This is a genomic window from Crossiella cryophila, assembly GCF_014204915.1.
GTDB lineage: Bacteria > Actinomycetota > Actinomycetes > Mycobacteriales > Pseudonocardiaceae > Crossiella > Crossiella cryophila.
The window spans coordinates 3,448,776-3,472,107 of sequence record NZ_JACHMH010000001.1 but is presented as its reverse complement, the minus strand read 5'-3'; the positions used below and the strand labels follow the sequence as shown (position 1 = coordinate 3,472,107).

Annotated in this window: 21 protein-coding genes; 13 read left to right on the top strand and 8 right to left on the bottom strand. The window is 70.0% G+C overall.

Translation table 11 applies throughout. From position 1 onward, the window contains the following. Nucleotides 1-4: 4 nt before the first annotated feature. The 8 genes from HNR67_RS16095 to HNR67_RS44425 form a co-directional block, all read right to left on the bottom strand. Entirely contained in the window at nt 5-520 is a 516-nt protein-coding gene (locus HNR67_RS16095) for a stress protein (RefSeq protein ID WP_185002973.1), read from the bottom strand. A 139-nt stretch (nt 521-659) separates the two neighbouring features. Then, a complete protein-coding gene (locus HNR67_RS16090; RefSeq protein ID WP_221489921.1) occupies nt 660-1,688 on the bottom strand; it encodes an ABC transporter permease in 1,029 nt (342 codons plus the stop codon). Continuing rightward, nucleotides 1,685-3,220: a sugar ABC transporter ATP-binding protein gene (locus HNR67_RS16085; protein ID WP_185002971.1), complete on the bottom strand. Its 1,536-nt coding sequence runs from the start codon at nt 3,218-3,220 to the stop codon at nt 1,685-1,687. The genes HNR67_RS16090 and HNR67_RS16085 overlap by 4 nt, the downstream gene beginning before the upstream one ends. A 12-nt stretch (nt 3,221-3,232) precedes the next feature. Then, the gene (locus tag HNR67_RS16080; protein WP_185002970.1) at nt 3,233-4,192 is read right to left on the bottom strand and encodes a sugar ABC transporter substrate-binding protein; all 960 of its coding nucleotides are present in this window, start codon (nt 4,190-4,192) and stop codon (nt 3,233-3,235) included. 39 nt (nt 4,193-4,231) lie between these two features. Further along, nucleotides 4,232-5,308 (bottom strand): LacI family DNA-binding transcriptional regulator, encoded by a 1,077-nt coding sequence (locus HNR67_RS16075; RefSeq protein WP_185002968.1) that lies wholly within the window; start codon nt 5,306-5,308, stop codon nt 4,232-4,234. A gap of 335 nt (nt 5,309-5,643) precedes the next feature. Next, nucleotides 5,644-6,366 carry a VOC family protein gene (locus tag HNR67_RS16070; RefSeq protein WP_185002967.1) on the bottom strand — a complete coding sequence of 241 codons (723 nt, stop codon included), beginning with the start codon at nt 6,364-6,366 and terminating at the stop codon, nt 5,644-5,646. A 174-nt stretch (nt 6,367-6,540) separates the two neighbouring features. Continuing rightward, nucleotides 6,541-7,089, bottom strand: a complete 549-nt coding sequence (locus tag HNR67_RS16065) for a snapalysin family zinc-dependent metalloprotease (protein ID WP_185002965.1) — start codon at nt 7,087-7,089, stop codon at nt 6,541-6,543. Between the two features lie 107 nt (nt 7,090-7,196). After that, complete coding sequence (locus HNR67_RS44425; protein ID WP_185002964.1) at nt 7,197-7,553, bottom strand: hypothetical protein; 357 nt, start codon at nt 7,551-7,553, stop codon at nt 7,197-7,199. 48 nt (nt 7,554-7,601) lie between these two features. Between HNR67_RS44425 and HNR67_RS16055 the strand changes: the two genes are divergently transcribed. From HNR67_RS16055 to HNR67_RS15995, 13 genes are all read left to right on the top strand, one after another. Then, on the top strand, nt 7,602-8,555 hold the full coding sequence (locus HNR67_RS16055) for an o-succinylbenzoate synthase (protein WP_185002962.1): 954 nt from the start codon (nt 7,602-7,604) through the stop codon (nt 8,553-8,555). 70 nt (nt 8,556-8,625) lie between these two features. Then, nucleotides 8,626-9,402, top strand: a complete 777-nt coding sequence (locus HNR67_RS16050; protein WP_185002960.1) for a DeoR/GlpR family DNA-binding transcription regulator — start codon at nt 8,626-8,628, stop codon at nt 9,400-9,402. A 106-nt stretch (nt 9,403-9,508) separates the two neighbouring features. Beyond that, nucleotides 9,509-10,591, top strand: coding sequence for an ABC transporter substrate-binding protein (locus tag HNR67_RS16045; RefSeq protein WP_185002958.1), 1,083 nt, complete (start codon nt 9,509-9,511; stop codon nt 10,589-10,591). Then, nucleotides 10,581-12,137, top strand: coding sequence for a sugar ABC transporter ATP-binding protein (locus HNR67_RS16040; protein WP_185002956.1), 1,557 nt, complete (start codon nt 10,581-10,583; stop codon nt 12,135-12,137). Before HNR67_RS16045 ends, HNR67_RS16040 begins: the two co-directional genes overlap by 11 nt. Then, entirely contained in the window at nt 12,134-13,093 is a 960-nt protein-coding gene (locus HNR67_RS16035) for an ABC transporter permease (RefSeq protein ID WP_185002955.1), read from the top strand. Before HNR67_RS16040 ends, HNR67_RS16035 begins: the two co-directional genes overlap by 4 nt. After that, nucleotides 13,090-14,091 (top strand): ABC transporter permease, encoded by a 1,002-nt coding sequence (locus tag HNR67_RS16030; RefSeq protein WP_185002953.1) that lies wholly within the window; start codon nt 13,090-13,092, stop codon nt 14,089-14,091. Before HNR67_RS16035 ends, HNR67_RS16030 begins: the two co-directional genes overlap by 4 nt. Nucleotides 14,092-14,793: 702 nt before the next feature. Continuing rightward, nucleotides 14,794-16,827: a hypothetical protein gene (locus tag HNR67_RS16025; protein ID WP_221489919.1), complete on the top strand. Its 2,034-nt coding sequence runs from the start codon at nt 14,794-14,796 to the stop codon at nt 16,825-16,827. 5 nt (nt 16,828-16,832) lie between these two features. Then, nucleotides 16,833-18,281: a GT4 family glycosyltransferase PelF gene (pelF, locus tag HNR67_RS16020; RefSeq protein WP_185002951.1), complete on the top strand. Its 1,449-nt coding sequence runs from the start codon at nt 16,833-16,835 to the stop codon at nt 18,279-18,281. After that, a complete protein-coding gene (locus tag HNR67_RS16015; protein WP_185002950.1) occupies nt 18,278-19,735 on the top strand; it encodes a hypothetical protein in 1,458 nt (485 codons plus the stop codon). The genes pelF and HNR67_RS16015 overlap by 4 nt, the downstream gene beginning before the upstream one ends. 33 nt (nt 19,736-19,768) lie before the next feature. Next, on the top strand, nt 19,769-20,764 hold the full coding sequence (locus HNR67_RS16010) for an SDR family NAD(P)-dependent oxidoreductase (protein WP_185002948.1): 996 nt from the start codon (nt 19,769-19,771) through the stop codon (nt 20,762-20,764). 32 nt (nt 20,765-20,796) lie between these two features. Beyond that, entirely contained in the window at nt 20,797-21,543 is a 747-nt protein-coding gene (locus HNR67_RS16005; protein ID WP_185002946.1) for a sugar phosphate nucleotidyltransferase, read from the top strand. Between the two features lie 110 nt (nt 21,544-21,653). Then, nucleotides 21,654-22,571 (top strand): NAD-dependent epimerase/dehydratase family protein, encoded by a 918-nt coding sequence (locus tag HNR67_RS16000; protein ID WP_312987360.1) that lies wholly within the window; start codon nt 21,654-21,656, stop codon nt 22,569-22,571. Next, nucleotides 22,559-23,281 carry a spherulation-specific family 4 protein gene (locus HNR67_RS15995; RefSeq protein WP_185002943.1) on the top strand — a complete coding sequence of 241 codons (723 nt, stop codon included), beginning with the start codon at nt 22,559-22,561 and terminating at the stop codon, nt 23,279-23,281. Before HNR67_RS16000 ends, HNR67_RS15995 begins: the two co-directional genes overlap by 13 nt. Nucleotides 23,282-23,332: the final 51 nt, after the last annotated feature.

Sequence of the window (23,332 nt, the reverse complement as noted above, 5' to 3'; positions counted from 1 at the left end):
TCGCTCACGGCTTGTGGAAGTTGACGGTGCCGCCGTTGCCGGGGCGGTCGAACCAGCCGCGGAAGGCCCAGTTGATCCAGCCGCCGTCGCCCTTGTTCACGACCGTGCCGGAGTCGAAGACGTAGATGTGGAAGTCCGGGTAGGCGTCGCTGTGCACCCGCGCGTCGTAGACCTTGCCCTGCAGGTTGACGTCATAGGGGTGGTCGGCCTTGATGACCAGCACGTTGTAGCGCTCGCGGGCGTCGTAGAAAGCGCCCTCCATCAGGCTTTTCACGTAGCCGCCGCGGTTCTGGTGGGTCTTGATCGCATCGGCCACGATGCCGTAGATCTTGGTGGTGATGTCGACGGTGTTGGTGAACACGTCGATCTTGATGCCCGACGCGGCGGCGATACTGGCAGGCGACTGGATGGCGGCGGCCCGCGCCGGGGCGGCGACGGCGGTCGCGCCGGGCAGCAGCACGCCACCCACTGCGGCGGCGCCGAGCAGGGCCGCGGTCACCCGCTTGCTGACGATTCCCATTGGTACTCCCCGATTCCGGCCCGGCCGGGGCGGCTGGGCTTGGGGGAATACTGCGTCGGGAAGCGGCTCACTCCCCAGACCGTTCCCGGCCCGAAGAGTGCTCACCTGTGCTCACCGCGATCCTGCGGGCAGCGGTGGGTCAGACGGTGATGACGGAGTTGAGGCGGGTGGCCACCCGGCGCCGGTAGGCGTCCAGCACCACCGCGACGATGATCACGCCACCGGTGATCATGGTGCGCTGGAAGTCGGAGACGCCGAGCAGGATCAGGCCGTTGCTGAGCACGCCGAGCAGGCAGGCGCCGAGCAGGGTGCCGATCATCGAGCCGCGGCCGCCGGTGAGGCTGGCGCCGCCGATGACCACCGCGGCGATCGCGTTCAGCTCGTAGCCGTTGCCCAGGATCGGGCTGGCGATGTTGAGCCGGGCCATGTAGACCACCGCGGCGATGCCAACGCACACCCCGGCGATCACGAACACGCTGACCTTGACCCAGCCGGTGCGGTGCCCGGCCAGCCGGACCGCCTCCTCGTTGGTGCCCACCGCGTAGACCAGCCGCCCGAACACGGTGCGGCTCAACACGAACCAGCCCAGCGCGACCAGGGCCAGCGCGACCACGAACACCGCGGGCAGGCCGAGGAAAGTGGCGGTGCCGAACAGGGTCAGCTCGCGCGGCAGGTTGTAGATGGTCTGCGCGTTCGTGTACTCCTGCGCCGCGCCGCGGGCCACGTAGAGCATGCCCAGGGTGATGATGAAGGAGGGCACCTTCCAGCGTTCGGTGACCGCGCCGTTGACCAGTCCGCACAGCGCGCCCACCAGCACCGCGGCCAGCACGCCCAGCAGCAGGCCGGTGCCGGGACTGAGCGCGTCCCAGGTCATCAGGCTGCCCGCGACCACAGCGGACAGCGCGAGCACCGAGCCGACCGAGAGGTCGATGCCGCCGACGAGCACCACGAAGGTCATGCCGACGGCCAGGATGGTGTTCAGGGTGATCTGGGTCATGATGTTGCGGATGTTCTGGCCGGTGCCGAACTGCGGGGCGAAGGCCAGGAACACCAGCACCAGCACCAGCAGCGCGACGCCGATCCCGGCCTCGCCGAGCACCTGGCCCAGCACCTTGCTGCGCGAACGGTCCGGCGCGGTGGGTCCGGTGGTCGGCACGTCGGTCTTCAACTCGGCCCGTCCTCTTCGTCGGTGCTGGTCAGGTAGCCGGAGTAGGCCAAGGCCAGGATCTTCTCCCGGTCGAACTCGGCCCTGGTCAGCTCACCGGCGATCCGGCCGCGGGAGAGCACCAGGATGCGGTCGCACAGGCCGATCAGCTCGGGCAGGTCGGAGGAGACCACCAGCAGGCCCTTGCCGCCCTCGGCCAGTTCCAGCAGCAGGCGGTGGATCTCGTAGCGGGCGCCCACGTCCACGCCCCGGGTGGGTTCGTCCACGATGAGCACGCCGGGGTCGGCCAGCAGCCACCGTCCCAACAGGACCTTCTGCTGGTTGCCGCCGGAGAGGGCGCGCACGGCCTGCCGCACGCCGGAGGTGCGCACACCGAGCCGGTCGACCAGGGTGCCCGCCACCTGGTCCTCGAGTTTCCCGCTGCGCAGTCCCCAGTGCGCCACCATCGGCAGCGCGGCCAGGGAGGTGTTGGCGGCCACCGTCATGTCCAGCAGCAGGCCCTGGTCCTTGCGGTCCTCGGCCAGCATCCCGAGTCCATTGTGGACTGACTTGGTGGGGCGGCCGTTGGGGATGGGCTTGCCGCACACCAGGACCCGGCCACCGGCGCGGCGGTCGGCGCCGTAGAGCGCGCGGACCGCCTCGGTGCGGCCGGAGCCGACCAGCCCGGCCAGGCCGACCACCTCGCCGGCGTGCACCGCGAAGTCCAGTTCGCCCGCGCCGCCGTGCACCCGCAAGGCTTCCGCGCGCAGCAGTTCGGCGCCGGGGGCGCGGGCGGTGGCCGGGCGGGGCGGGTATTCCTCGGCGAGATCGCGGCCGACCATGAGCCGCACCAGTTCGGTCGCGCCGACGCCGGCCGCGGCGCGGGTGGCCACGGATTTCCCGTTGCGCAGCACGGTGATCCGGTCCGCGATGGCCAGCACCTCGGCCAGGTGGTGGGAGATGAACACGATTGCGGTGCCCTCGGCGGCCAGTTCGCGCAGGATGCCCTGTAATCGGGCGGATTCGGCGCCGGTGAGCGCGGCGGTGGGCTCGTCCAGCACCAGCAGCCTGCTGTCCGCGGCCAGCGCGCGGGCGATCTCCACGAGTTGCCGGGCGGCCAGGCCGAGCCTGCCGACCGGGGTGCGCGGGTCGACCCGGAGGCCGACCCGCGCCAGTGCCGTCACCGCGTCCTGGCGGATCTTTCGCTTGTCCACCAGACCGAATCGGCGGGGCAGGTGCTCGAAGTACAGGTTCTCCGCCACCGACAGCTCGGGCAGCAGCTCCAGTTCCTGGTGCACCACCCGGATCCCGGCCCGCAGCGCCGCGGCCGGACTGGCCGGCCGGTGCGGCGCGCCGTCGAAGGTCATCTCGCCGCTGTCCGGTGTCTCCATGCCGGACAGGCAGCGGACCACAGTGGACTTGCCGGCCCCGTTCTCCCCCACCAGCGCGTGGATCTCGCCGGGCGCGACGTCGAGGTCGACACCGGCCAGCGCGATCACGCCGGGGTAGCGTTTGCCGAGTCCGCTCAGTCGCAGCAGCGGTTCCCCCTCAAGCACCCCTGCCCCGCCTCAGCCGACGTTCGACTTGGTCTTGACCTCGACCGGGGTCTTCTGCCAGCCGGTGACCTTCTCGCCCTTGACCATGCGCACGGCCTGGTCGATGCCGCGGGCGGCCTGGGCGGAGGCGAACTGCTCCACGGTGGCCACCACGGAACCGTTGAGCAGCAACGGCTTGATCGCGGGGATGTTGTCGAAGGAGACGACCTTGATCTTGCTGGCCAGGTTCTGCTCCTCGATCGCCTTGACCGCGCCCAGCGCCATGCTGTCGTTGGCCGCGAGCACGCCCTTGACGTCCGGGTTGGCGGTCAGCAGCGCGCCGAGCACCGAGTGCGCCTGGTCGGTCTCCCAGTTCGCGGTGCGCGAGGCGGTGAGCACCATGCCGCTCTGCTGCACGGCGTCCTTGAAGCCCTTGACCCGCAGCTCGCCGTTGGCCGCGCCGGGGATGCCCTCCAGGATGATCACCTTGCTGCGGGCGCCGATGGCCTTGCCCAGCTCCATCCCGGCCTGGCGGGCGCCCTCCCGGTTGTCGGGGCCGACGAAGGGCACGTCCAGCCCGGCCTGACGCAGTGCGCCCGGCTCCAGCTCGACGTCGATGTTGACCACCTTGATGCCGGCGTCAACGGCCTTGCGGACCGAGGCGACCAGGGCGGTGGAGTCGGCGGGGGCGAGCACGATCGCGTCGACCCGCTGCGTCACGCACTTCTCGACCTCGGCGACCTGACCGTCCACATCGGTCTCGTTCGGGATGCCGCTGGCGATCAGCTTGATCCCGCCCTGGGCCTCGACGTGTTCCTGAGCGCCCTTCTGCATGGTCTTGAAGAACTCATTCGCCAGGGACTTCATCACCAGGCAGACCTTGGGGTCACCGCTGGGCGGCGGCACGGTCAGGCCGTTGCTCTCCTGCCCGCAGGCGGCCGCGGTGAAGGCGACGGCGGCCGCGGCGGCGATGACAGAGGCTTTCCTCGGCACGGACGAACTCCTTGTGGGGCTTCGCGATGATGGCGGTTGTTACTCAGCGCTCGGCGGAGCGGTGCAGGGTGGGACGGCCGGCGACGCGGAGGCCGAGCAGCCGCCACCGGCGGGATCAGGGCAGCCGCAGGAACCGCGGCGCAGCAGCGAGACGGGCAGCACGATCCGCTTGCCGACCGGGTCCTCCGCGTCCAGCAGGAGGCGCACCGCGGTCCGGCTGAGTTCGGCGATCGGCTGGCTGACCGTGGTCAGCGCGGGCACCGGGTAGGCCGATCCCGCGATCCCGTCGAAGGAGGCGATCGCCAGGTCCTGCGGCACGCGCAGACCGAGTTCCAGCGCGGCACGGAGCACGCCGACGGCCTGCTCGTCGCTGGTGACGAAGAAGGCGTCCGGGCGTTCCGCGCTGGTGAGTCCGGAGAGCAGTTCGGTGGCCGCGGTGTAGGCCGACATCCGGCCGAACGGCGTGTGCAGCAAGGGAAGCGCGTCCGGATCGACCTGCGCGGCGATCAACGCCGACCGCCAGCCGAGCACCCGGTCGTCGGTGGGTGAGGCGCAGTGCGGCCCGGCCACGCAGGCGATCCGGCGGCGGCCGTGTTCCAGGAGGTGGGTGACCGCCGCCCGCGCGCCGCCGATGTGGTCGGCGACCACGGTGCCCGCGGCCAGCCGGGGCAGTTCGCGGTCCACCAGCACGCAGCGGACGCCCGAGCTGACCAGGTCGTCCACGCACTGGGTGGGGGCGCAGGCGGGGATGAGCATGAGGCCGTCGACCTTGCGGTCCAACAGGATCCGGACCTGCTCGGCCTCGCGGTCGGGGTCTTCCCGGGAGTTGGCCAGCAGCAGGGAGTGGCCCGCGGCGAAGGTGTCCTCGGCGATCTGGGCGGCCAGTTCGGCGAAGAAGGGGTTCGCGTTGTCGGGCACGAGCAGGCCGAGGGTGCGGGTCCGGCTGGTCCGCAGGGAGCGGGCGACCGCGTTGGGCCGGTAACCCAGTTCGTCGATCGCGGCCAGCACCCGGTCCCTGGTGGCCGGGGCGACGTTGCGCGGACCGGCGTTGAGCACGTAGCTGACCACCGACTCCGAGGTGCCGGCGAGCCTGGCGACGTCGCGCCGAGTGACCACGGGACGCTCTTTCAACTCGTGTTGATGACCCGGGGAACGAGATCACGGATTGGTGTCGAAGCGCAAGTTGCCCAGACGGAAACCCTACGACCGGAGGACTCACCTGGGTCCCACGGGGGACTCGACGGCGAAGAGCGGCCCCCACACGGCCAACACCCCGTACCAAAGCGGCCAACACACCGTCCACAACGGCCAACACCCGGTACCAGAACGGCCAACACGCCGGCGGGGTTTCAAGCTCCCGGCGTGTTGGCCGTTCTGGGACGGTGTGTTGGCCGTTGTTGTACCGGGTGTTGGCCGTTGTTGTACGGCAGGTTGGCCGTTGGGGGGCGGGGTTAGCGTGGGGGGTGGAGGCAGAACTCGTTGCCGTCTGGGTCTGCGAGGACTACCCAGTCGGTTTCGGTCTGGCCGATGTCCACGCGCTTGGCGCCCAGGGCGAGCAGGCGTTCGACCTCCGCCTCCTGGTTGCCGTCGGCTGGTGGGGCCAGGTCGAAGTGGACTCGGGACTTGCCGAGTTTGGGGGCCACGGGTGGGCCGCCCCAGGTGACCTTGGGGCCGCCGTGCGGGGAGCGGATGGCGGTTTCCTCGTCCTGGTCCCAGACCAGGGGCCAGTTGAGGGCCTGGTGCCAGAAGTAGCCGACCTGCTGGGTTCCGTCGCCTGCCAGGGCGCCCAGGAAACCGCAGTCGGCGAGGAAGTTGTTGCCCTCGGCGAGGACGCAGAACTCGTTGCCCTCGGGGTCGGCCAGGACGACGTGGGTTTCCTCGGGGAGCTGGCCGATGTCCAGGTGGCTGCCGCCGAGTTCGAGGGCTCTGGCGACTGTTTCCCGCTGCTCTTCAGGGGTCTGGCTGGTCAGGTCGAAGTGGTACAGGTTGGGGCCGCGCTTGGGCTCGTCGGTGGGCTGGAAGCGGAGATTGAAGCCGGTGTCGTCGCCAGGGAGCAGGGTGGGACCGGTTCGCGGATCCTCGACCAGCTCCCACTTCAGGACGCCTGCCCAGAACTGGGCCAGGCGCAGGGGGTTGTGCGCGTCGAAGCAGAGCGCTTGGAGGTTACTGGTCATCCCGCTCCGCACCTCCGATCTGTTGGCTCATCGCCGCAGGTGGGGCGCGATTCCGCGCCCGCGGGGAGTGCGACGCTAGGCGCTGGGTGGGCGGGGCGCAAAAGATTTGTCCTGCTCCGGGTACGCCGACGGCCCGGACCGCGAGGGCGATCCGGGCCGTCGGTGCCGGCGCGCCTACGCGGCGGCCAGCTCCCGGTCATACACCGTGGACCTGATGTCCGGCGTGCTGAAGCCGCCCGCGAACAGCTGGTTCACCCGCGCGGCTTCCTGCGCGTTGGGGTTGGGGTTGCGGCAGGAGGTGCCCGCGCTGCCGCCGGACATCAGCTGCGAGCACACGCCGTTGTAGTTGTCCGGCAGGCCGAGGATGTGGCCGATCTCGTGCGCCATGATGCGCAGGGCGTAGTGACCCGCGTTGACGTCGTTGCGGTCGATGTAGACCAGGCCCCGGCCCAGCCCTTGCGGGTAGGCGCGGCTGCCGCCGCCGACGGTGACCCGGATGGTCATGGTCGCGCTGCCGCCCGCGACCAGGCGGACGTTGGGGACGCGCTGGTTCCAGATCTGGGCTGCCTGGTCCGCGGTGCCGCGGTACTCGCCGGCGCCGGTGGCGTTGTAGTACACGGTGCGGGCCTGGGGTGCGGCGATCGCCGACGGGGTCAGGCCGATCAGGGTGATCAAAGACAGCAGGGTGGCTGCCAGGATGCCGAGCAGACGTTTGGCTGACATGGGGCTCCTTGCCGAGCAGGGGTCGCAAGAAGTCGCGCAGGTCGGGCAGGGATGCAGTCGATTGCGCGATCGAATTCAATTTAAGTCGCGCAGGTGGGAGCGGGTTATCAGAGTTGGGTATCAGCGCTGGTGATGGCGTTGAGATGACCGGCGAGGGCGGTGCACTGCTCCGGCGACAGGTGCAGCGGCCAGGTTTCGGCGGGCAGGGTGGCGGTGAGGGTCACGCCCTGCGGTGCGGGGGCCACGGACAGCGGGCCGAGGGTCACGGCGGTGGCGGCACGCAGGGCGGTGGCCAGGGTCGCGGTGTCCTCGGCGGTCAGCGGGAACTCGTACTGGCGGGTGCAGCCCAGGCGGAGCAGGAGTTCACCGGTGGGCGTGCGTTCGAGCTGGCCGGTGCTGGTGCCGCCGTCGTCGTCCTGGGCGGTCCAGGTCCGGTAATACGTTGGCAGGTCCCGGGTGCGCATCCCGCACAGTATTCGGGTAGGACTGTCCATTGGCGACCCGGAGGTGCTGTGCACGTCTACTCGATCCCGTTGCGCACCCGCTTCCGCGGCATCACCGTCCGCGAGGGCCTGCTGCTGGCGGGACCTGCGGGCTGGGGTGAGTTCTGCCCGTTCGAGGACTACGACGACGAGGTGTCCGCCCGCTGGCTGGCCACCGCGGTGGAGGCCGCCGAGGTCGGCTGGCCCGAGCCGGTGCGGGAGCGGATCCCGATCAACTGCACGGTGCCGGTGATCCCGGCCGAGCGGGCGTATGAGCTGGTGGCGGCGTCGGGGTGTGGCACGGCCAAGGTCAAGGTGGCTGATCACCCGGACTCGCTGCCCGAGGACCTGGAGCGGCTGGCCGCGGTGCGGGACGCGCTGGGGCCGGACGGGAAGATCCGGGTGGACGCCAACGCGGTCTGGGATGTGGACACCGCGGTGCGCTGGATCCGGGCGATGGCCACCGCGGCGGGCGGGCTGGAGTACGTGGAGCAGCCCTGCCGGAGCATCGAGGAACTCGCGCTGGTGCGGCGGCGGGTGGACGTGCGGATCGCGGCGGACGAGTCGATCCGGCGGGCGGCCGACCCGCTGCGGGTGGAGGTGCGGGCGGCCGCCGACGTCGCGGTGATCAAGTGCACGCCGCTGGGCGGGGTGCGGCAGGCGTTGCGGGTGGCCGAGGCGACCGGACTGCCGTGCGTGGTGTCCTCGGCGCTGGAGAGCAGCGTCGGACTGGCCGCGCAGCTCGCGCTGGCGGGTGCGTTGCCGGAACTGGACTTCGCCTGCGGGCTGGGCACCCTGTCCCTGTTCACCGGTGACGTGACGCGGGAATCGCTGCGGCCGGTGGACGGATTCCTGCCGGTGCCGAGGGTCGCGCCACGGCCGGATCCGGACCTGCTGGCGACCTACGCGGCCGCGCCGGACCGGGTGCAGCACTGGACCAGGCGGTACGAACGGGTTCGGGCGGTCCTGAACCGGCCACGCTGAGATACCGAAACGGCCAAGACCCGGGTGTCGGTGGGTGCTGCGACCGAATGTGTCCGTTTACGATCACCCCGTGTTCGCTGACGAGCGCCGACAGGTGATCCTGGAGCTGGTTCGCTCCAATGGCGCTGTCTCGCTGCGCGAACTCGCCCGGATCGTCAAGACCAGCGAGGTCACCGTCCGCCGGGACCTGCGCCAGCTGGAGGGCGAGGGCCTGCTGACCCGGCGCCACGGCGGCGCGGTGGCCACCGACCGGCCCGCCTACGAGCCGACGCACACCGAGAAAACCCACGTGGCCAGTGACGAGAAGGCCGCCATCGCCGACCTCGCCGCCGAACTGGTCTCCCCCGGCGACGCCATCGTGCTCGGCGCGGGCACCACCACCCAGGCGCTGGCCCGCAGGCTGTCCCGGCTGGCCGAGCTGACCGTGCTGACCAACTCGCTGCTGGTCGCCCAGGCGCTGGCCCGCTCCCGCGGCATCGAGGTGATCATGCCGGGCGGCACCCTGCGCGGGTCGATCTTCGCCCTGGTCGGCACCGCCGCCGAACGCGGACTGGCCGGACTGCGGGTGCAGCGCGCCTTCCTCTCCGGCAACGGGCTCACCGCCGCGCGCGGGCTGTCCACCCCCAATGTCTCGGTCGCGGGCACCGACCGGGCCATGGCCTCGGCCGCCGACGAGATCGTCGTGCTGGCCGACCACACCAAGATCGGCGTGGACACCATGGTGCAGACCGTGCCACCGGAGTCGATCACCCATCTCGTCACCGACGGGGCCGCGGACGCCGCCGAACTGGCTGCCCTACGCTCACTCGGCGTTCTGGTGCACATCGCCGGGACAGAAACCACATAGTTATGCAAAAGCTGACGAAAACCGATCACATTCGTTCATAGTGACCACCGATCCAGGGGCAACTGGTCGATTTCCGCCCAGTCCATGATCCACGAAGGAGTGGACAATGACTGCTTTGCAGGTTCGATCCCTCAAGTCCGGCGCGGTGCTCGCCGCGGCGGCCGCACTTGTGCTGGCCGGCTGCGCGAACCCGGAGAACTCCGGCAACCCCGGCGCCACCAGTGGCGGTGGTGAGCAGGTGACCAAGTCGGCGCAGCCGGACGGCGGAACCACCTGCAAGATCGACGCCTACGGCACGCCGAAGATCGACCTGAAGAACGCGATCGTCGGCTTCTCCCAGTCGGAGAAGGAGGCGAACCCGTTCCGTATCGCCGAAACCGCCTCGATCAAGGCGGAGGCGGCGAAGGTCGGGGTCAAGCAGCTGCTGACCACCAACTCCAACTCCGACCTCGGCAAGCAGATCTCGGACATCCAGTCCATGCTCGCCCAGGGCGCCCAGCTGCTGATCGTGGCGCCGCTGAACTCCGATGGCCTGGAGCCTGCCCTGCGTGCCGCGCGGGAGAAGAAGGTCCCGGTGCTCACCGTGGACCGCAAGCTCAACGCCGCCAAGCCGTGCGTGGACTACCTGGCCTTCATCGGCTCGGACTTCGTCGACCAGGGCAAGCGCGCCGGTGAGTCGATGATCAAGGTGACCGGCGGCAGCGCCAAGGTGGCCATCCTGCTGGGCTCCTCCGGCAACAACGTCACCACCGACCGCACCAACGGCTTCAAGGACGCGGTCAAGGGCACCGCCGGGATCACCGTGGTGGCCGAGCAGACCGGCGACTTCTCCCGGGAGAAGGGCCAGACCGTCACCGAGCAGCTGCTGCAGTCCAAGCCGGAGATCAACGCGATCTACGCGGAGAACGACGAGATGGCGCTCGGCGCGATCACCGCGGTCCGCGCGGCAGGCAAGACCCCCGGCAAGGACATCAAGATCATCTCGGTGGACGGCACCCGGAACGCGGTGCAGGCCATCGTGGACGGCAACGTCAACGGCGTGATCGAGTCCAACCCGCGGTTCGGCCCGCTGGCCTTCGCCACCATCCAGAAGTACCTGGCCGGTGAGGCGATCCCGGAGAAGATCATCATCTCGGACAAGGCCTACGACGAGGCCAACGCCAAGGCAGAGGTCAACGGTGCCTACTGAGCACACCCCCGCTCCGGCCCCGGCCGTCCTTGAGGCGGCCGGGGTCGGCAAGCACTTCGCCGGTGTGCACGCGCTGCGCGAGGTCGACTTCACCCTGCGGGCAGGCCAGGTGCACGCGCTGGTCGGCGAGAACGGCGCTGGCAAGTCGACCCTGATCAAGGTGCTCACCGGGGTGTACCGCCCCGACGGCGGGGAGATCCGCTTCCGCGGCGAGCCGGTCGGCTTCGACCGCCCGGCCGCCGCCCAGGAGGCGGGTATCTCCACGGTGTACCAGGAGGTCAACCTGGTCCCGTCGATGTCGGTGGCGCACAACCTCTTCCTCGGCCGGGAACCACGCGGACGCTTCGGCACCGTCGATTTCGGCCGGATGCGCCGGGAGTCCGCGACCCTGCTGGCCGAGCTGGGCATCCCGGTCGACCCGCGCCGCGAGCTGAGTTCGCTCGGCCTCGGCGTGCAGCAGATGGTGGCCATCGCGCGCGCAGTGCAGACCGAGGCGCGCGTGGTCATCATGGACGAGCCCACCTCCTCGCTGGAGCCACGCGAGGTGGAGACGCTCTTCGACGTGGTGCGCAGGCTGCACGAGCGCGAGGTGTCGGTGGTCTACGTCAGCCACCGGATGGAGGAGCTTTACACCATCTGCGACTCGGTCACCGTGCTGCGCGACGGCCGGACCGTCCACAGTGGACCGATGGCCGGGCTCAGCAGGCTGGAGCTGGTCGCGCTGATGCTGGGCCGGGAGGTGGCCGAGGTGCGCCGCGAGGGCACCACCGCCTTCTCGGATAGCCACACCGGCGCGGATGACGCCAAGCCACCGGTGTTGCGGGCCAAGGGTTTGCGCAAGCGCGCGGTGCTCACCGGGGTGGATGTGACCGTGCAGCCGGGTGAGGTGGTCGGCCTGGCCGGGCTGCTCGGCTCCGGCCGCACCGAGACGGTGACCGCGCTGGCCGGGCTGCTGCCGCTGGACGGCGGGGAGATCTCGGTGGCCGGCAAGCCGTTGAAGGGCGGTTCGACCGCCGCGGCGATCCGCGCGGGCATGGTGCTGGTGCCGGAGGACCGCAAGGCCGAGGGCATCATCCCGCACCTGTCCGTGCGGGAGAACATCGTGCTGGCCGCGCTGCCCAGGCTGTCCAGGGCCGGGATCACCTCCCGCGCCCGGCAGGACAAGGTCGTCGACATCTTCATGAAACGCCTGCGGATCAAGGCGTCCAGCCCGGAACAGCGGGTCAGCGAACTCTCCGGCGGCAACCAGCAGAAGGTGATGCTGGCCCGCTGGCTGGCGGTGGAACCCAAGGTGCTGCTGCTGGACGAGCCGACCCGCGGCATCGACGTCGGCGCCAAGGCCGAGGTGCAGTCGCTGATCGAGGAACTCGCCGAGCAGGGCCTGGGCATCGTGATGGTCTCCAGCGAGCTGGACGAGCTGGTCGCCGGCGCGGACCGGGTGGTCGTGCTGCGCGAGGGCGGGTCAGTGGCCGAACTGCGCGGGGACGAGGTCACCGCGGACGGCGTGCTCAACGCGCTGGCCGAGGCCAGGGAGGAAAGCTCATGACAACGGCCACCGCCGCTCCTGCCCGGTCCAGCACGATCGGGCTGGTCCGGGACTACGGCGTGTACTTCGCGCTGGGCCTGCTGTTCCTGGTGAACCTGGTCCTCACGGACAACTTCCTCACCGCGGACAACCTGCGCACCCAGGCCGTGCAGATGGTGCCAACGCTGATCATCGCGCTCGGCATGGCGCTGGTGATCGGCACCAAGGGCGTCGACCTGTCGGTCGGCTCGGTGATGGCCATCACCAGCGCGCTGCTGCCGCTCTACCTGGGTTACGGCGCCGGGCTGTCGGTGGGCGTGTGCCTGCTGGCCGGCGCGGCGGCCGGGCTGGTCAGCGGCTACCTGGTGGCTTTTGTCGGTGTGCAGCCGATCGTGGCCACGCTGGCGTTGCTGGTCGGCGGCCGCGGGCTGGCACTGGTGATCGCGGGCGGGCAGCTCAAGGACATCCGCAACCCGGAACTGCGTGAGCTGGGCTCGGGTTCGGTGCTTGGCGTGCCGTACACAGTGCTGATCGCCGCGCTGCTGGCGGTGCTGGTCGGCCTGCTGGTGGCCAGGACCACCTTCGGGCGGCAACTGGTGGCGGTGGGCGGCAACCCGAAGGCGGCCGCGTTCGCCGGGCTGCCGGTCAAGCGGGTGCTGCTCACGGTGTACGTGATCAGCGGTGTGCTGGCCGCGATCGCCGGTGTGCTGGCCACCTCGCGGCTGGCCGCGAGCGACCCGTCCCGGCTGGGCGAGCTGATCGAACTGGCCGCGATCACCGCGGTGGTGGTCGGCGGCACCCCGTTGACCGGCGGCCGGGTACGCATCCTGGGCACGGTGGCCGGGGCGGCGCTGATGCAGCTCATCACGGCCACGCTGATCAAGAACGATGTGTCGGCCTCGCTGGCGCAGATGGCCCAGGCACTGATCATCGCGGCCGCGGTGCTGGTGCAGCGTGAAGGGAACGGTTCGCGATGACCACGGCTCCCGCCACCGCCGCGCCCGCCGAGGCGAACCGCCGCGGCCAGCAGGTGGCCCAGCTCGTCCAGCGGCACGGCGCGCTGATCGTGCTCGCGGTGCTGCTCGCCGTCGGCGGCCTGGCCTTCGACACCTTCCTGACCGCCTACAACCTGGGCAACCTGGCCGTGCAGGCCAGTTTCCTGGCGGTGATCGCGCTGGGCATGACGATGGTGATCATCACCGGCGGCATCGACCTGTCGGTCGGTTCGGTCTACGCCCTCTCCGGCGTGCTGGCCGCCTACGGCGCCAGGGAATGGGGCCTGCTGGGCGCGTTCGCGCTGCCACTGGCGGTCAGCGCCGCCATCGGCCTGGCGCACGGCCTGCTCGTCGGCAAGGCCAAGATGGCCGCCTTCATCGTCACCCTGGGCGGCCTGCTCTTCGCCAGGGGCCTGCTCCAGTTCCTCACCGCCGAGGGCAGTCAGACCTACCTGGTCCCGCAGACCGAGACCGCCTTCCTGGAACTCGGTCAGGGCCGGATCCTCGGCCTGGGCATCCCGGTGCTGATCGTGCTGGTGCTCTACCTGCTGGGCGGCCTGGTGCTGCAACGAACCCGGTTCGGCATGCGCCTGTTCGCCATCGGCGGCAGCGAGGACGCCTCCTCGCTGATGGGCCTGCCGGTGGCCCGCACCAAGGTCAGCGTGTACGTGATCTCCGCCGTACTGGCCGGCCTGGCAGGCATCCTCTCCGCCGCCCAGCTCGGCTCCGGCGTCACCGTGATCGGCGTCGGCCTGGAACTGGACGCCATCGCCGCGGTGGTCATCGGCGGCACCCTGCTGGTGGGCGGTGCGGGCTCGGTCGGCGGCACGCTGGCCGGGGTGGCGCTGCTGTTCGTGATCCGGGACGTGATCAACCAGGTCGGCGGCTTCGACTCCAGCATGCAGCTGGTGGTCAGCGGCGGGTTCCTGGTCGTGGTGGTGGTGCTGCAGACGCTGCTCTCGCGGGCGAAGCGGCGGTAGCGACAGAAGTCCCCGGACGGCCCGAGCCAATGCGGCTCGGGCCGTTCGGCGTTTCCGGGGTTCCCGAATGGCGGGACGCCGTCACAAAGTAGCCACAGAACTGCGCCGGTCGGCACCCATCGCGCACACCACGCTCCCCCGCTGATTGGCCATCAGTTCACGCCTCAGCCACCCCAGGGGGTTTCGGTGTACCGACTTTGGGGGATATACCTTGTGACAGTCTCTGTCATGTCATCGATTGCGTGCCGAGTGCGTGTTGCATGATGTCCGGTTTAGGATTTTCCACCTGAAGAAATCTTCAGGTAGTACCCGTCATATCAAGTATGCCCGTATACCAATCAGTAGCCCCATAGACCGCTTTTATCCAGCTCAGCGCAACTTTGGTCGCACCATTCGGACAAATAGGCGACGAAAGACACACTGCCGCCGAATGGTCTAACAAAGCGCGCATTCAGCCTAGTTTTGGTCACAAAACCGCTGCTCAGGTCACAGTTCTTGCCTTGTCAAGGGCCTAAAGGGCGGGCGTGGATGCGGTTTTTCACGCATGACGCATCTGTTATCAGCGGGGACAGGCTGGACACGTAACGGAAACTTGTGCCTAGCGATGAGTTTTATCGGAGTCGCAATGGCGGCACTTCCTTTCACCAAGCACGTGTGGTCACGGACACGTGCATGAACGGGGTTTTCGTGAGATCTCTGCGTGTGCTTCGCCCTGTCTTGCTGCGGGCCGCGGCCGCCACCGCGTTCGTGCTGACGATCAGCATGACCCCGGTGGCCTCGGCCGCGGACACACCCACCCGGATCGACCTCAACGTCCTCGTCGTCACCGACGGCGGTTCCTCCGCCGAGGCGATCCGCTCGGCCCTGGTCAACGAGGGTGTGCCCAACACCGTCGTCCGGCTCGCCGACGCCCAGCGCCCGGTGCTCACCAGCGCTTTCCTCTCCGACACCGTCAACTCCACCCCTCGCGCGAAGTTCCAGGCCGTGGTGCTGCCCAACGAGGCGCCCGCCGGGCTCGCCCAGGCCGAACTGGACGCGCTGGCCGCCTACGAGGCCAAGTTCGGGGTCCGCCAGGTCAACGCCTTCACCTACCCCAACACGCGGGTGGGCATGAACACCCCGCACTACGCCGGTCAGCTCGACGGCACCACCACCCAGCTCACCGCGACGGCGCTGGGCGGGGCCTTCCGCAACCTGCGGGGGCCGGTGCCGGTGGAGAACGGCGACCCCGCGGTGTGGGAGGCATACGGCTACCTCACCAACCCGCTGCCGGACGACCCCGCCGCGGGCACCAGCTTCCAGCCCTTCCTGACCGGCGTCTCCCCCGACGGCGCGCAGCAGGGCGTGCTGGCCGGGGTGCTCAAGCAGGGCACCCGCGAGCAGCTCACCTTCAACTTCGCCTACAACGCCGAGCAGACCCAGTTCAAGATCCTCCAGCACGGGCTGATCAGCTGGCTCACCAAGGGGATCCACTTCGGGCACCACCGCTCGTACCTGAGCGTGCACATCGACGACGTCTTCGACGGCGACGCGCGCTGGGACGCCGTGCACAACTGCACCCCCGGCGACATCGACTGCCAGGGCGAGGTGCCCGAGCTGCCCGCGATCCGGATGACGCCTGCCGATGTCACCAAGGTCGTGCAGTGGCAGCAGCAGAACAACTTCAAGCTGGACATGTACTTCAACGCCTTCGGCAGCGACGAGGTCATCGCCGCCCAGGGCTCGGACCCGCTGACCACCGCGCTGCTGCAGAACAAGGGCCAGTTCCGCTGGGCCAACCACACCTACTCGCACAAGTTCCTCGGCTGCGTGCAGGACACCACCGTGGTGCCGTGGAAGTGCGCGACCAACCCGGACGGCACGGTGAAGTGGCTGCCGCAGGCCGACATCGTCACCGAGATCAACAAGAACTACCAGTGGGGCACCCAGAAGGGCCTCGCGTTGCAGCGCAACGAGATGCTCGCCGGTGAGCACTCGGGCACCAAGATCCTGCCGCAGCAGGGCCAGGACAACCCGAACTTCGTCGCCGCGCTGCGCCAGACCGGCGTGACCTGGATCGGCCTGGACGCCTCCCGCGAACCGGGGCTGCGTCAGGTGGGCACCGCCCAGGGCGTGCCGCGCTACCCGATCTCGGTGTACTACAACGTGGGCACCCGCGCGGAGATGACCGACGAGTACAACTGGATCTACACCTCCCGCGCCAACGGCGGTTCCGGCATCTGCGAGGACAACCCGCACACCACCACCTGCATCCAGCCCTTGGGCGCCAACGGGTTCGACTCCTACATCGTGCCCACCCAGATCCGGCTCGGCATGCGCTTCATCCTCGGCAACGACGCCCGCCCGCAGTACGCCCACCAGTCCAACATCGCCGAGGACCGGCTGCTCTACCCGATGGTCGAGGGCATGCTCGCCGGCTACCGCAACGCCTTCGCCGCCAACGCGCCGATCGTGAACCCGCGGCTGTCCGAGGCGGGCACCGTGATGCAGCGGCAGAACAACTGGCGGGCCCAGGTCGCCGCGGGCAAGGTCTCCGGCTACATCCTCAACGGCCGCGTGCACACCTCCGCACCCAGCGGGGTCGACGTGCCGATCACGGTCCCGGAGGGCACCCGCACGCCGGGTCTGCTCGGCGGCCTGATCCAGGGTCCGTTGTGGGGCCAGGTCTACGCCGGTGAGCGTTCGGACTGGCGGCGCAGCACCGGTGGCGCCTTCACCCTCGTGCTGCCGGCCTGACTCCGATGGACGTCGCGCTGATGACCGAGGGCACCTACCCGCACAGTTTCGGCGGGGTGAGCGTGTGGTGCGACCAGCTCGTACGCGGGCTGCCGCAACACAACTTCCACCTCGTGGCGCTGGTCTCCACCGGACAGGAGCCCACCGCTTGGGAACTGCCGGAGAACGTGGCCTCGCTGACGCTGATCCCGTTGTGGGGCGCGGAGCACCACGGCCGCAGGCCGGGCCGCAAGGCCCTGCGCGGCTTCGGTGAGCTGTTCCGCGAGCTGCTGGCCACCCTCACGGTGGCCGGGCTGCCGGACAAGGAGGCGCGCTTCACCACGGTGCTGCGCCGCCTGTTCGAGTACGCCCAGCTCGCTGACCTCTCGGCCAGCCTGCGCGATGAGGACGCGGTGCGGGCGATGATGGACGCCTGGCGGGACTGGCCCGAGAACCTGGGCAAACCGCCGACCGTGGCCGACGCGGTGACCGCGGTCGAGCTGCTGGAGCACTCGCTCCGGCCGCTCGCCGCGCCACCCATCCTCGCCGATGTCTCGCACTGCGTGGCCAACGGACTGGCCGCGCTGCCCGCGCTCACCGCGAACTGGTGCCACCAGACCCCGCTGCTGCTCACCGAGCACGGGATCTACCTGCGGGAGCGCTACCTGGGCTACCGCAACTCGCCCTACCGGCACCCGGTCAAGGCACTGCACCTGGCCTTCTTCCGGCAGGTGTGCGAACTGGCCTACCGCACCGCGGCGCTGGTGGCGCCCGGCAACATCTACAACAAGCGCTGGGAGGAACGGCTGGGCACCGACTCCGCTCTCATCCGCACCGTCTACAACGGCGTCGACCCGGCGGACTTCCCCGCGGTCGAGGCCGAACCCGAGACGCCCACGCTGAGCTGGGCTGGCCGGGTCGACCCGATCAAGGACCTGGAGACGTTGATCAAGGCGTTCGCGCTGGTGCGCAAGGAGGTGCCGGACGTGCGGCTGCGCCTGTTCGGCGGCACCCCCAAGGGTGGCGAGGGCTATGCCAACCGCTGCAAGGAACTCGCGGCCAGCCTCGGGGTCGGCGACAGCGTGGTGTTCGAGGGCCGGGTGGACGACATCAGGGACGCCTACGTGGCCGGGCACGTGGTGGTGCTCTCCAGCATCTCCGAGGGCTTCCCCTACACCCTGATCGAGGCGATGACGGTCGGCCGCGCGTGCGTGGCCACCGATGTCGGCGGGGTGCCGGAAGCCGTTGGCGACACCGGGATCGTGGTGCCGCCAAGGGATCCGGCCGCCATGGCCAAGGCGTGCGTCGAGCTGCTGGCCGATCGGGACCTGCGGCACGCGATGGCCGCCGCGGCCCGGCACCGGGCGCTCGAACTGTTCACCGTGGACAAGGCCGTCGGCACCTTCGACGAGCTGTACACCGGGCTCGGCGTGGTGACCGAGCGGTCCCGGCGACTGCCGGCGGCCGCGTCATGAGCGCGGGCACGGTGCCCGAGCTGGAGCCGATCGGGGTGCTCGGCGGGCCGGAGACACTGCCGGACGTCCGCACCCTGGACATCCCGCCGCGGTTACGTGAACTGGCGCACCGGTTCGAGTCGTTGTGCGCCAACGCCGTCGACCCACTGGAGGTCGCGGCTGGGTTGGAGGCCGACGGGCTGTCCGACCAGGCGGTCAAGGCCCGCTACGGTTGCCCGGACGTCTTCGCGCTGGCCGAGGAGCTGTTCCGGCTGGTGCCGAGGGCGCCGGCCGAACCGGCCCCGCTGCCCGAGGTCTGGGCGGCCAACCCGAAACTGCACCTGCTGCGCGGGGTGCTCTTCGCCCTGCCCGGCCTGGGTTACACCGCGGCCACCCCGCTGCTGGTGCGGCCCGCCGCGCTGGCGGTCCTGGTCGGCTCGCTGGTGCTGTCCTGGACGATGAGCCAGGGCCTGTCCTACCTCGGCTACGTCCGCCTCGGCCTCGGCCGCGCCGACGCCGCCTATTCGGTGCTGCGCAACGGATTGTTCTTCTGCGGCACCCTGGTGGCACTTGCCTCGGCCGGGCTGGCCTGGTTCAGTGACGCTGGCTGGTCCGTGCTGGCATTGGGTGTCGGGCAGGGCATCTACCTGCTGGCCGCCACCGTGCTGCTGGTGCGCGGCGCGGAACTGTTGCTGCTGCTGGCCCTGGCGCCCGCGGTGCTGGCCGGTGGCCTGCATCTGCTTGGCGGGCACCGGTTCCTGCCGCACTGGGCCGAACTGCTCGGCCTGATCGGCTCGGTGCTGCTCACCGTGGGCTTCGCGGTGTGGCGCACCCGGACCGGGAAACCGGTGCGGGCCAAGGCCAGACCGAACTGGACCGAACTGCGCAACGCGTTGCCGCACGCGCTGTTCGGGCTGTGCGCGGCCGGACTGCTCGCGCTGCCCGTGGTGTGGGCGGTGCTGCCCTCGGCCCCGGACATCCCCGGCGCCGCGCTGGCCGCGCTGCCGGTGTCGCTGAGCATGGGCTTCGCCGAATGGTGCCTGTTCGGCTACCGCAGGCGGATGGGCCGCCTGCTGCGGGAGAGCACCACGCTGGCCAGCTTCGCGCTGCGCTCGCGGTTCGTGCTCACCGGGGTGCTGACCCGCTACCTCATCGCCGCGGCCGCGCTGTGCGCCGTGGTGCTGTTCACCGTGCCAGGAGCCATCCCGGCCGCGGTCCCCACCTACGCCGCCTACCTCGCCCTCGGTGGCGCGCTCTTCCTGGCCCTGCTGGTGCAGGCGCTGGGGCTCAACACCATCGCCCTGATCGCCTGCGGCGCGGCCCTGGCCGTGGAGGTCGCCTTCACCCTCACCGGTGGGGCGCTGCGCTGGCCGCTGGGCACGGTGTGGGTGCAGCTCGCCGTCGGGCTCGCTCTGCTTCTCGTTCTCTACTGCCACGCGGCGCTCTCGCTCGGCAGCGCGGTCCGTCACCGCTGAAACCCGAAGTCCCCCAGAAGAAAGAGGAACACCGTGTCCAACGTCGTCGCCGTCACCGGCGCCGAGGGCTTCATCGGCTCCCACCTGGTCGAGCGACTGGTCGCACACGGCCACCGGGTGCGCGCGATGGTGCTCTACAACTCCTTCAGCTCCTGGGGCTGGCTGGACTCGCTGCCCGCCGAGGTGATGGACCAGGTCGACGTGGTCCTGGGCGATGTCCGCGACCAGGCCAGCGCCCGTGAACTGGTGGAGGGCGCCGAGGCCGTCTACCACCTGGCCGCGCTGATCGCGATCCCCTACTCCTACCGGGCACCGCGGTCCTATGTGGACACCAACGTGATCGGCACGCTGAACATCCTGGACGCGGTCCGCGCCGAGCAGACCCCGCGCCTGGTGCACACCTCCACCAGCGAGACCTACGGCACCGCGCTGACCGTGCCGATCAGCGAGGCGCACCCGCTGCAGGGCCAGTCCCCCTACGCCGCGTCCAAGATCGGCGCGGACAAGATGGTGGAGTCCTACCACCTCAGCTTCGACGTGCCCGCGGTGACCCTGCGGCCGTTCAACACCTTCGGGCCGCGCCAGTCCGCCCGCGCGGTGATCCCGACCGTGGTGAGCCAGCTCGCCGCCGGGGCCACCGAGCTGAAGCTGGGCGCGCTCGACCCGACCCGCGACTTCCTCTACGTCAAGGACACCGCGGCCGCCTTCCACACCCTGGGCACCGCGCCCGCCTCGGCCGTGGTCGGCGAACTGTTCAACGCGGGCACCGGCGAGGAGGTCTCGGTCGGCCAGCTCGCCGCGGACATCGCGCGGGTGATGGGCGTGCAGGCCGACATCACCGAGGACGCCCAGCGGATCCGCCCGAAGAACTCCGAGGTGCAGCGACTGGTGTGCGATGCGGCGAAGCTGCGCGAGCGCACCGGCTGGGCACCGGCGTACAGCAGGGACGAGGGCCTGGCCGAGACCATCGAGTGGTTCCGGGAACCGGCCAACCTCGCGCACTACAAGCCCGGCATCTACACCCAGTGATCAACCACAGCGACAGACAACAAGGGGCAACGATGCACGCGATCATCCTGGCCGGTGGCAAGGGCGTCCGACTGCGTCCGTACACGACCTGCCTGCCCAAACCGCTGGTCCCCATCGGCGACGAGTTCTCCATCCTGGACATCGTGATGACCCAGCTGGCGCACAGCGGTTTCCGCAGCGCCACCCTGGCCATCGGATACCTGGGCGACCTGATCCGCTCCTATGTCGGCGACGGCAGCAAGTGGGGCATGGCGGTGGACTACGCAGAGGAGGACAACCCGCTGGGCACCATCGGCCCGGTGGTGCAGCTGCTGGACTCGCTGCCCGAGCACTTCCTGGTGATGAACGGGGACGTGCTCACCGACCTGGACTACGGCGCGCTGCTGGCCAGGCACAGCAGCGAGAACGCGCCGCTGACCGTGGCCACCTACGAGCGTCAGGTGAAGATCGACTTCGGCGTGCTGACCGCGGACGAAGGCAAGATCGTCGAGTTCACCGAGAAGCCGACCCTGGACTACCGGGTCAGCATGGGCGTCTACGGGGTCAGCCGGGAGGCGCTGCGCGGGTACACCCCTGGCCTGCCGCTCGGTTTCGACGAGCTGGTGCTGGACCTGCTCAAGACCGACACCCCGCCCAGCTCGTATGAGTTCAACGGCTACTGGCTCGACATCGGCCGTCCGGACGACTACGACCGGGCCAACGCCGAGTTCCCGGTGCTGCGGCACAGCCTGCTCAAGGACACCCCGCTGCAGCACCCACCGCTGAAGGCATCCGCCTGAGGTAACGGTTTCCCCGGTGACGACCGACCCGCCGTCCGCCGTCACCCACACCGTCCACAATGTCCATCCACAATAGACAGACAACAAACCATGATCGTGAGGAGAACGCAGTGCCCCGCGTGTTGTTGCTCGGCGCGACCGGCTTCATCGGCCGGCACGTCCTCCACCGGCTGCTCAGGCGCGGTGACCTGGAGGTCGTGACGGCCGCACGCGGGGCGCTGCCCTCCTCGCCCTGGCACGTCAGGATCGACCTGACGGCCGAAGGTTCTGCTGCTATCGGCGGATTGCTCGCGCAGACCGCCCCCGATGTCGTCGTCAACTGTGCCGGTGCGGTCGGCGGGAATCCCGCCGATCTGGCCGCCGCCAACATTGATCTGCCTGCCGCGCTGGTCCGGGCCGCCCTGTGCGGACCCGAACGATTGCGTCTGGTGCATCTCGGTTCGGCTGCGGAATACGGCAGAGTGGTGACGGGCGAGCCGGTCACCGAGCAGACTCCGACCAGACCGGTCGGCGTCTACGGGATCACCAAACTGGCCGCCACCCGGTTGGTCTGCCTTGCCCGCGTGGCAGGCCTGGATGCCGTGGTACTGCGGGTGTTCAACCCGATCGGCCCCGGTTCACCGCCCGGCAACGTCGCCGGACGGCTGGCCCAGGAGCTGCTTCGGGCCCAAGCGGAGGGCGACGAGGTCCGGCTCGGCCCGCTCTCCGCGGTGCGGGACTTCATCGACGTCAGGGACGTCGCCGAGGCAGTGCATGCCGCGGCTTTCGCGCCCGTCATCGATGAGCCCGTGCTCAATGTCGGCAGTGGAGAGGGCATCACAGTGGGCGAGCTGGCCAAGGCGCTCACCGGGATAGCCGGCTACACCGGCCCGATCGGGCAGGCTGACTCAGGTTCCGCGCGGTCAGCGGAGGTGCCCTGGCAGCAGGCCGAGATCAGTGCGATCGGGAAGGCCCTCGACTGGCGGCCCGCCATCGACTTGGCCACCTCGCTATCGGACCTCTGGCAGGAGGCGCAATGCCGCACATGACCCTGGAACCGGACCGCGGGCTACTCGCGGTTCCAGCCTACTTCCACCCCTCGGCCGCCCCGGCCGACTGGCAGACGCTGGTGAACGCCGCCGACTACCTGCGCATGGTGATCCTCAACATCGACAGCGGCCCAGGGCTGGCGAAAGAGATCATGTTCAGCGCCGTGGTGCAGCGGCTCAAGCTGGCAGGCATCCCGGTGATGGGCTACGTGGACACCGGGTACGGGCGCTGCTCGCGGGAGCTGGTGCAGCGTCAGATCGCCCGCTACCACGCCTGGTACCGGGTGGACGGGGTGTTCTTCGACCAGGTCTCGGCCGATGCCGAGCACCTGCCGCAGTACCGCGGCCTGGCCGCGGCCGCCCGCGGTATGGGCGCGCGCACGGTGGTGTTCAACCACGGCGTCTACCCGGCCTACGGGTACGCCAAACTGGCCGACCTGCTGGTGACCTTCGAGGGCAGGCTGCGCGAGCACGAGAACCTCAAGGTGCCTGCCTGGGCCTACGGCCTGCCCGCACAGCGGTTCTGCCACCTGGTCTACGGCACACCGCGCGCGGAAACCGAACGGACGTTGCAGCGCGCCTCGCGGTTCAACGCGGGCGCGGTGTACGTGACCGACCTGGACGGAGCGAACCCGTGGCGACGACTGGCGGGGCATTTCAACCGGCAAACGCTTGCCGTGGGCCGCTGCGGCCCACGACGGGTCTCCTAGCCCTGCTGCTGACCGGTCTGCTGGCCGTCAGCGGCTGTACCCACGGCAGCG

Bases quoted from the DNA above. Each gene is read 5' to 3' on its own strand.
- HNR67_RS16095 (WP_185002973.1), bottom strand. From the start codon at position 520: ATGGGAATCGTCAGCAAGCGGGTGACCGCGGCCCTGCTCGGCGCCGCC.
- HNR67_RS16070 (WP_185002967.1), bottom strand. From the start codon at position 6,366: ATGACCAGTAACCTCCAAGCGCTCTGCTTCGACGCGCACAACCCCCTG.
- HNR67_RS16065 (WP_185002965.1), bottom strand. From the start codon at position 7,089: ATGTCAGCCAAACGTCTGCTCGGCATCCTGGCAGCCACCCTGCTGTCT.
- HNR67_RS44425 (WP_185002964.1), bottom strand. From the start codon at position 7,553: ATGCGCACCCGGGACCTGCCAACGTATTACCGGACCTGGACCGCCCAG.
- HNR67_RS16045 (WP_185002958.1), top strand. From the start codon at position 9,509: ATGACTGCTTTGCAGGTTCGATCCCTCAAGTCCGGCGCGGTGCTCGCC.
- HNR67_RS16035 (WP_185002955.1), top strand. From the start codon at position 12,134: ATGACAACGGCCACCGCCGCTCCTGCCCGGTCCAGCACGATCGGGCTG.
- HNR67_RS16030 (WP_185002953.1), top strand. From the start codon at position 13,090: ATGACCACGGCTCCCGCCACCGCCGCGCCCGCCGAGGCGAACCGCCGC.
- pelF (WP_185002951.1), top strand. From the start codon at position 16,833: ATGGACGTCGCGCTGATGACCGAGGGCACCTACCCGCACAGTTTCGGC.
- HNR67_RS16015 (WP_185002950.1), top strand. From the start codon at position 18,278: ATGAGCGCGGGCACGGTGCCCGAGCTGGAGCCGATCGGGGTGCTCGGC.
- HNR67_RS16005 (WP_185002946.1), top strand. From the start codon at position 20,797: ATGCACGCGATCATCCTGGCCGGTGGCAAGGGCGTCCGACTGCGTCCG.
- HNR67_RS15995 (WP_185002943.1), top strand. From the start codon at position 22,559: ATGCCGCACATGACCCTGGAACCGGACCGCGGGCTACTCGCGGTTCCA.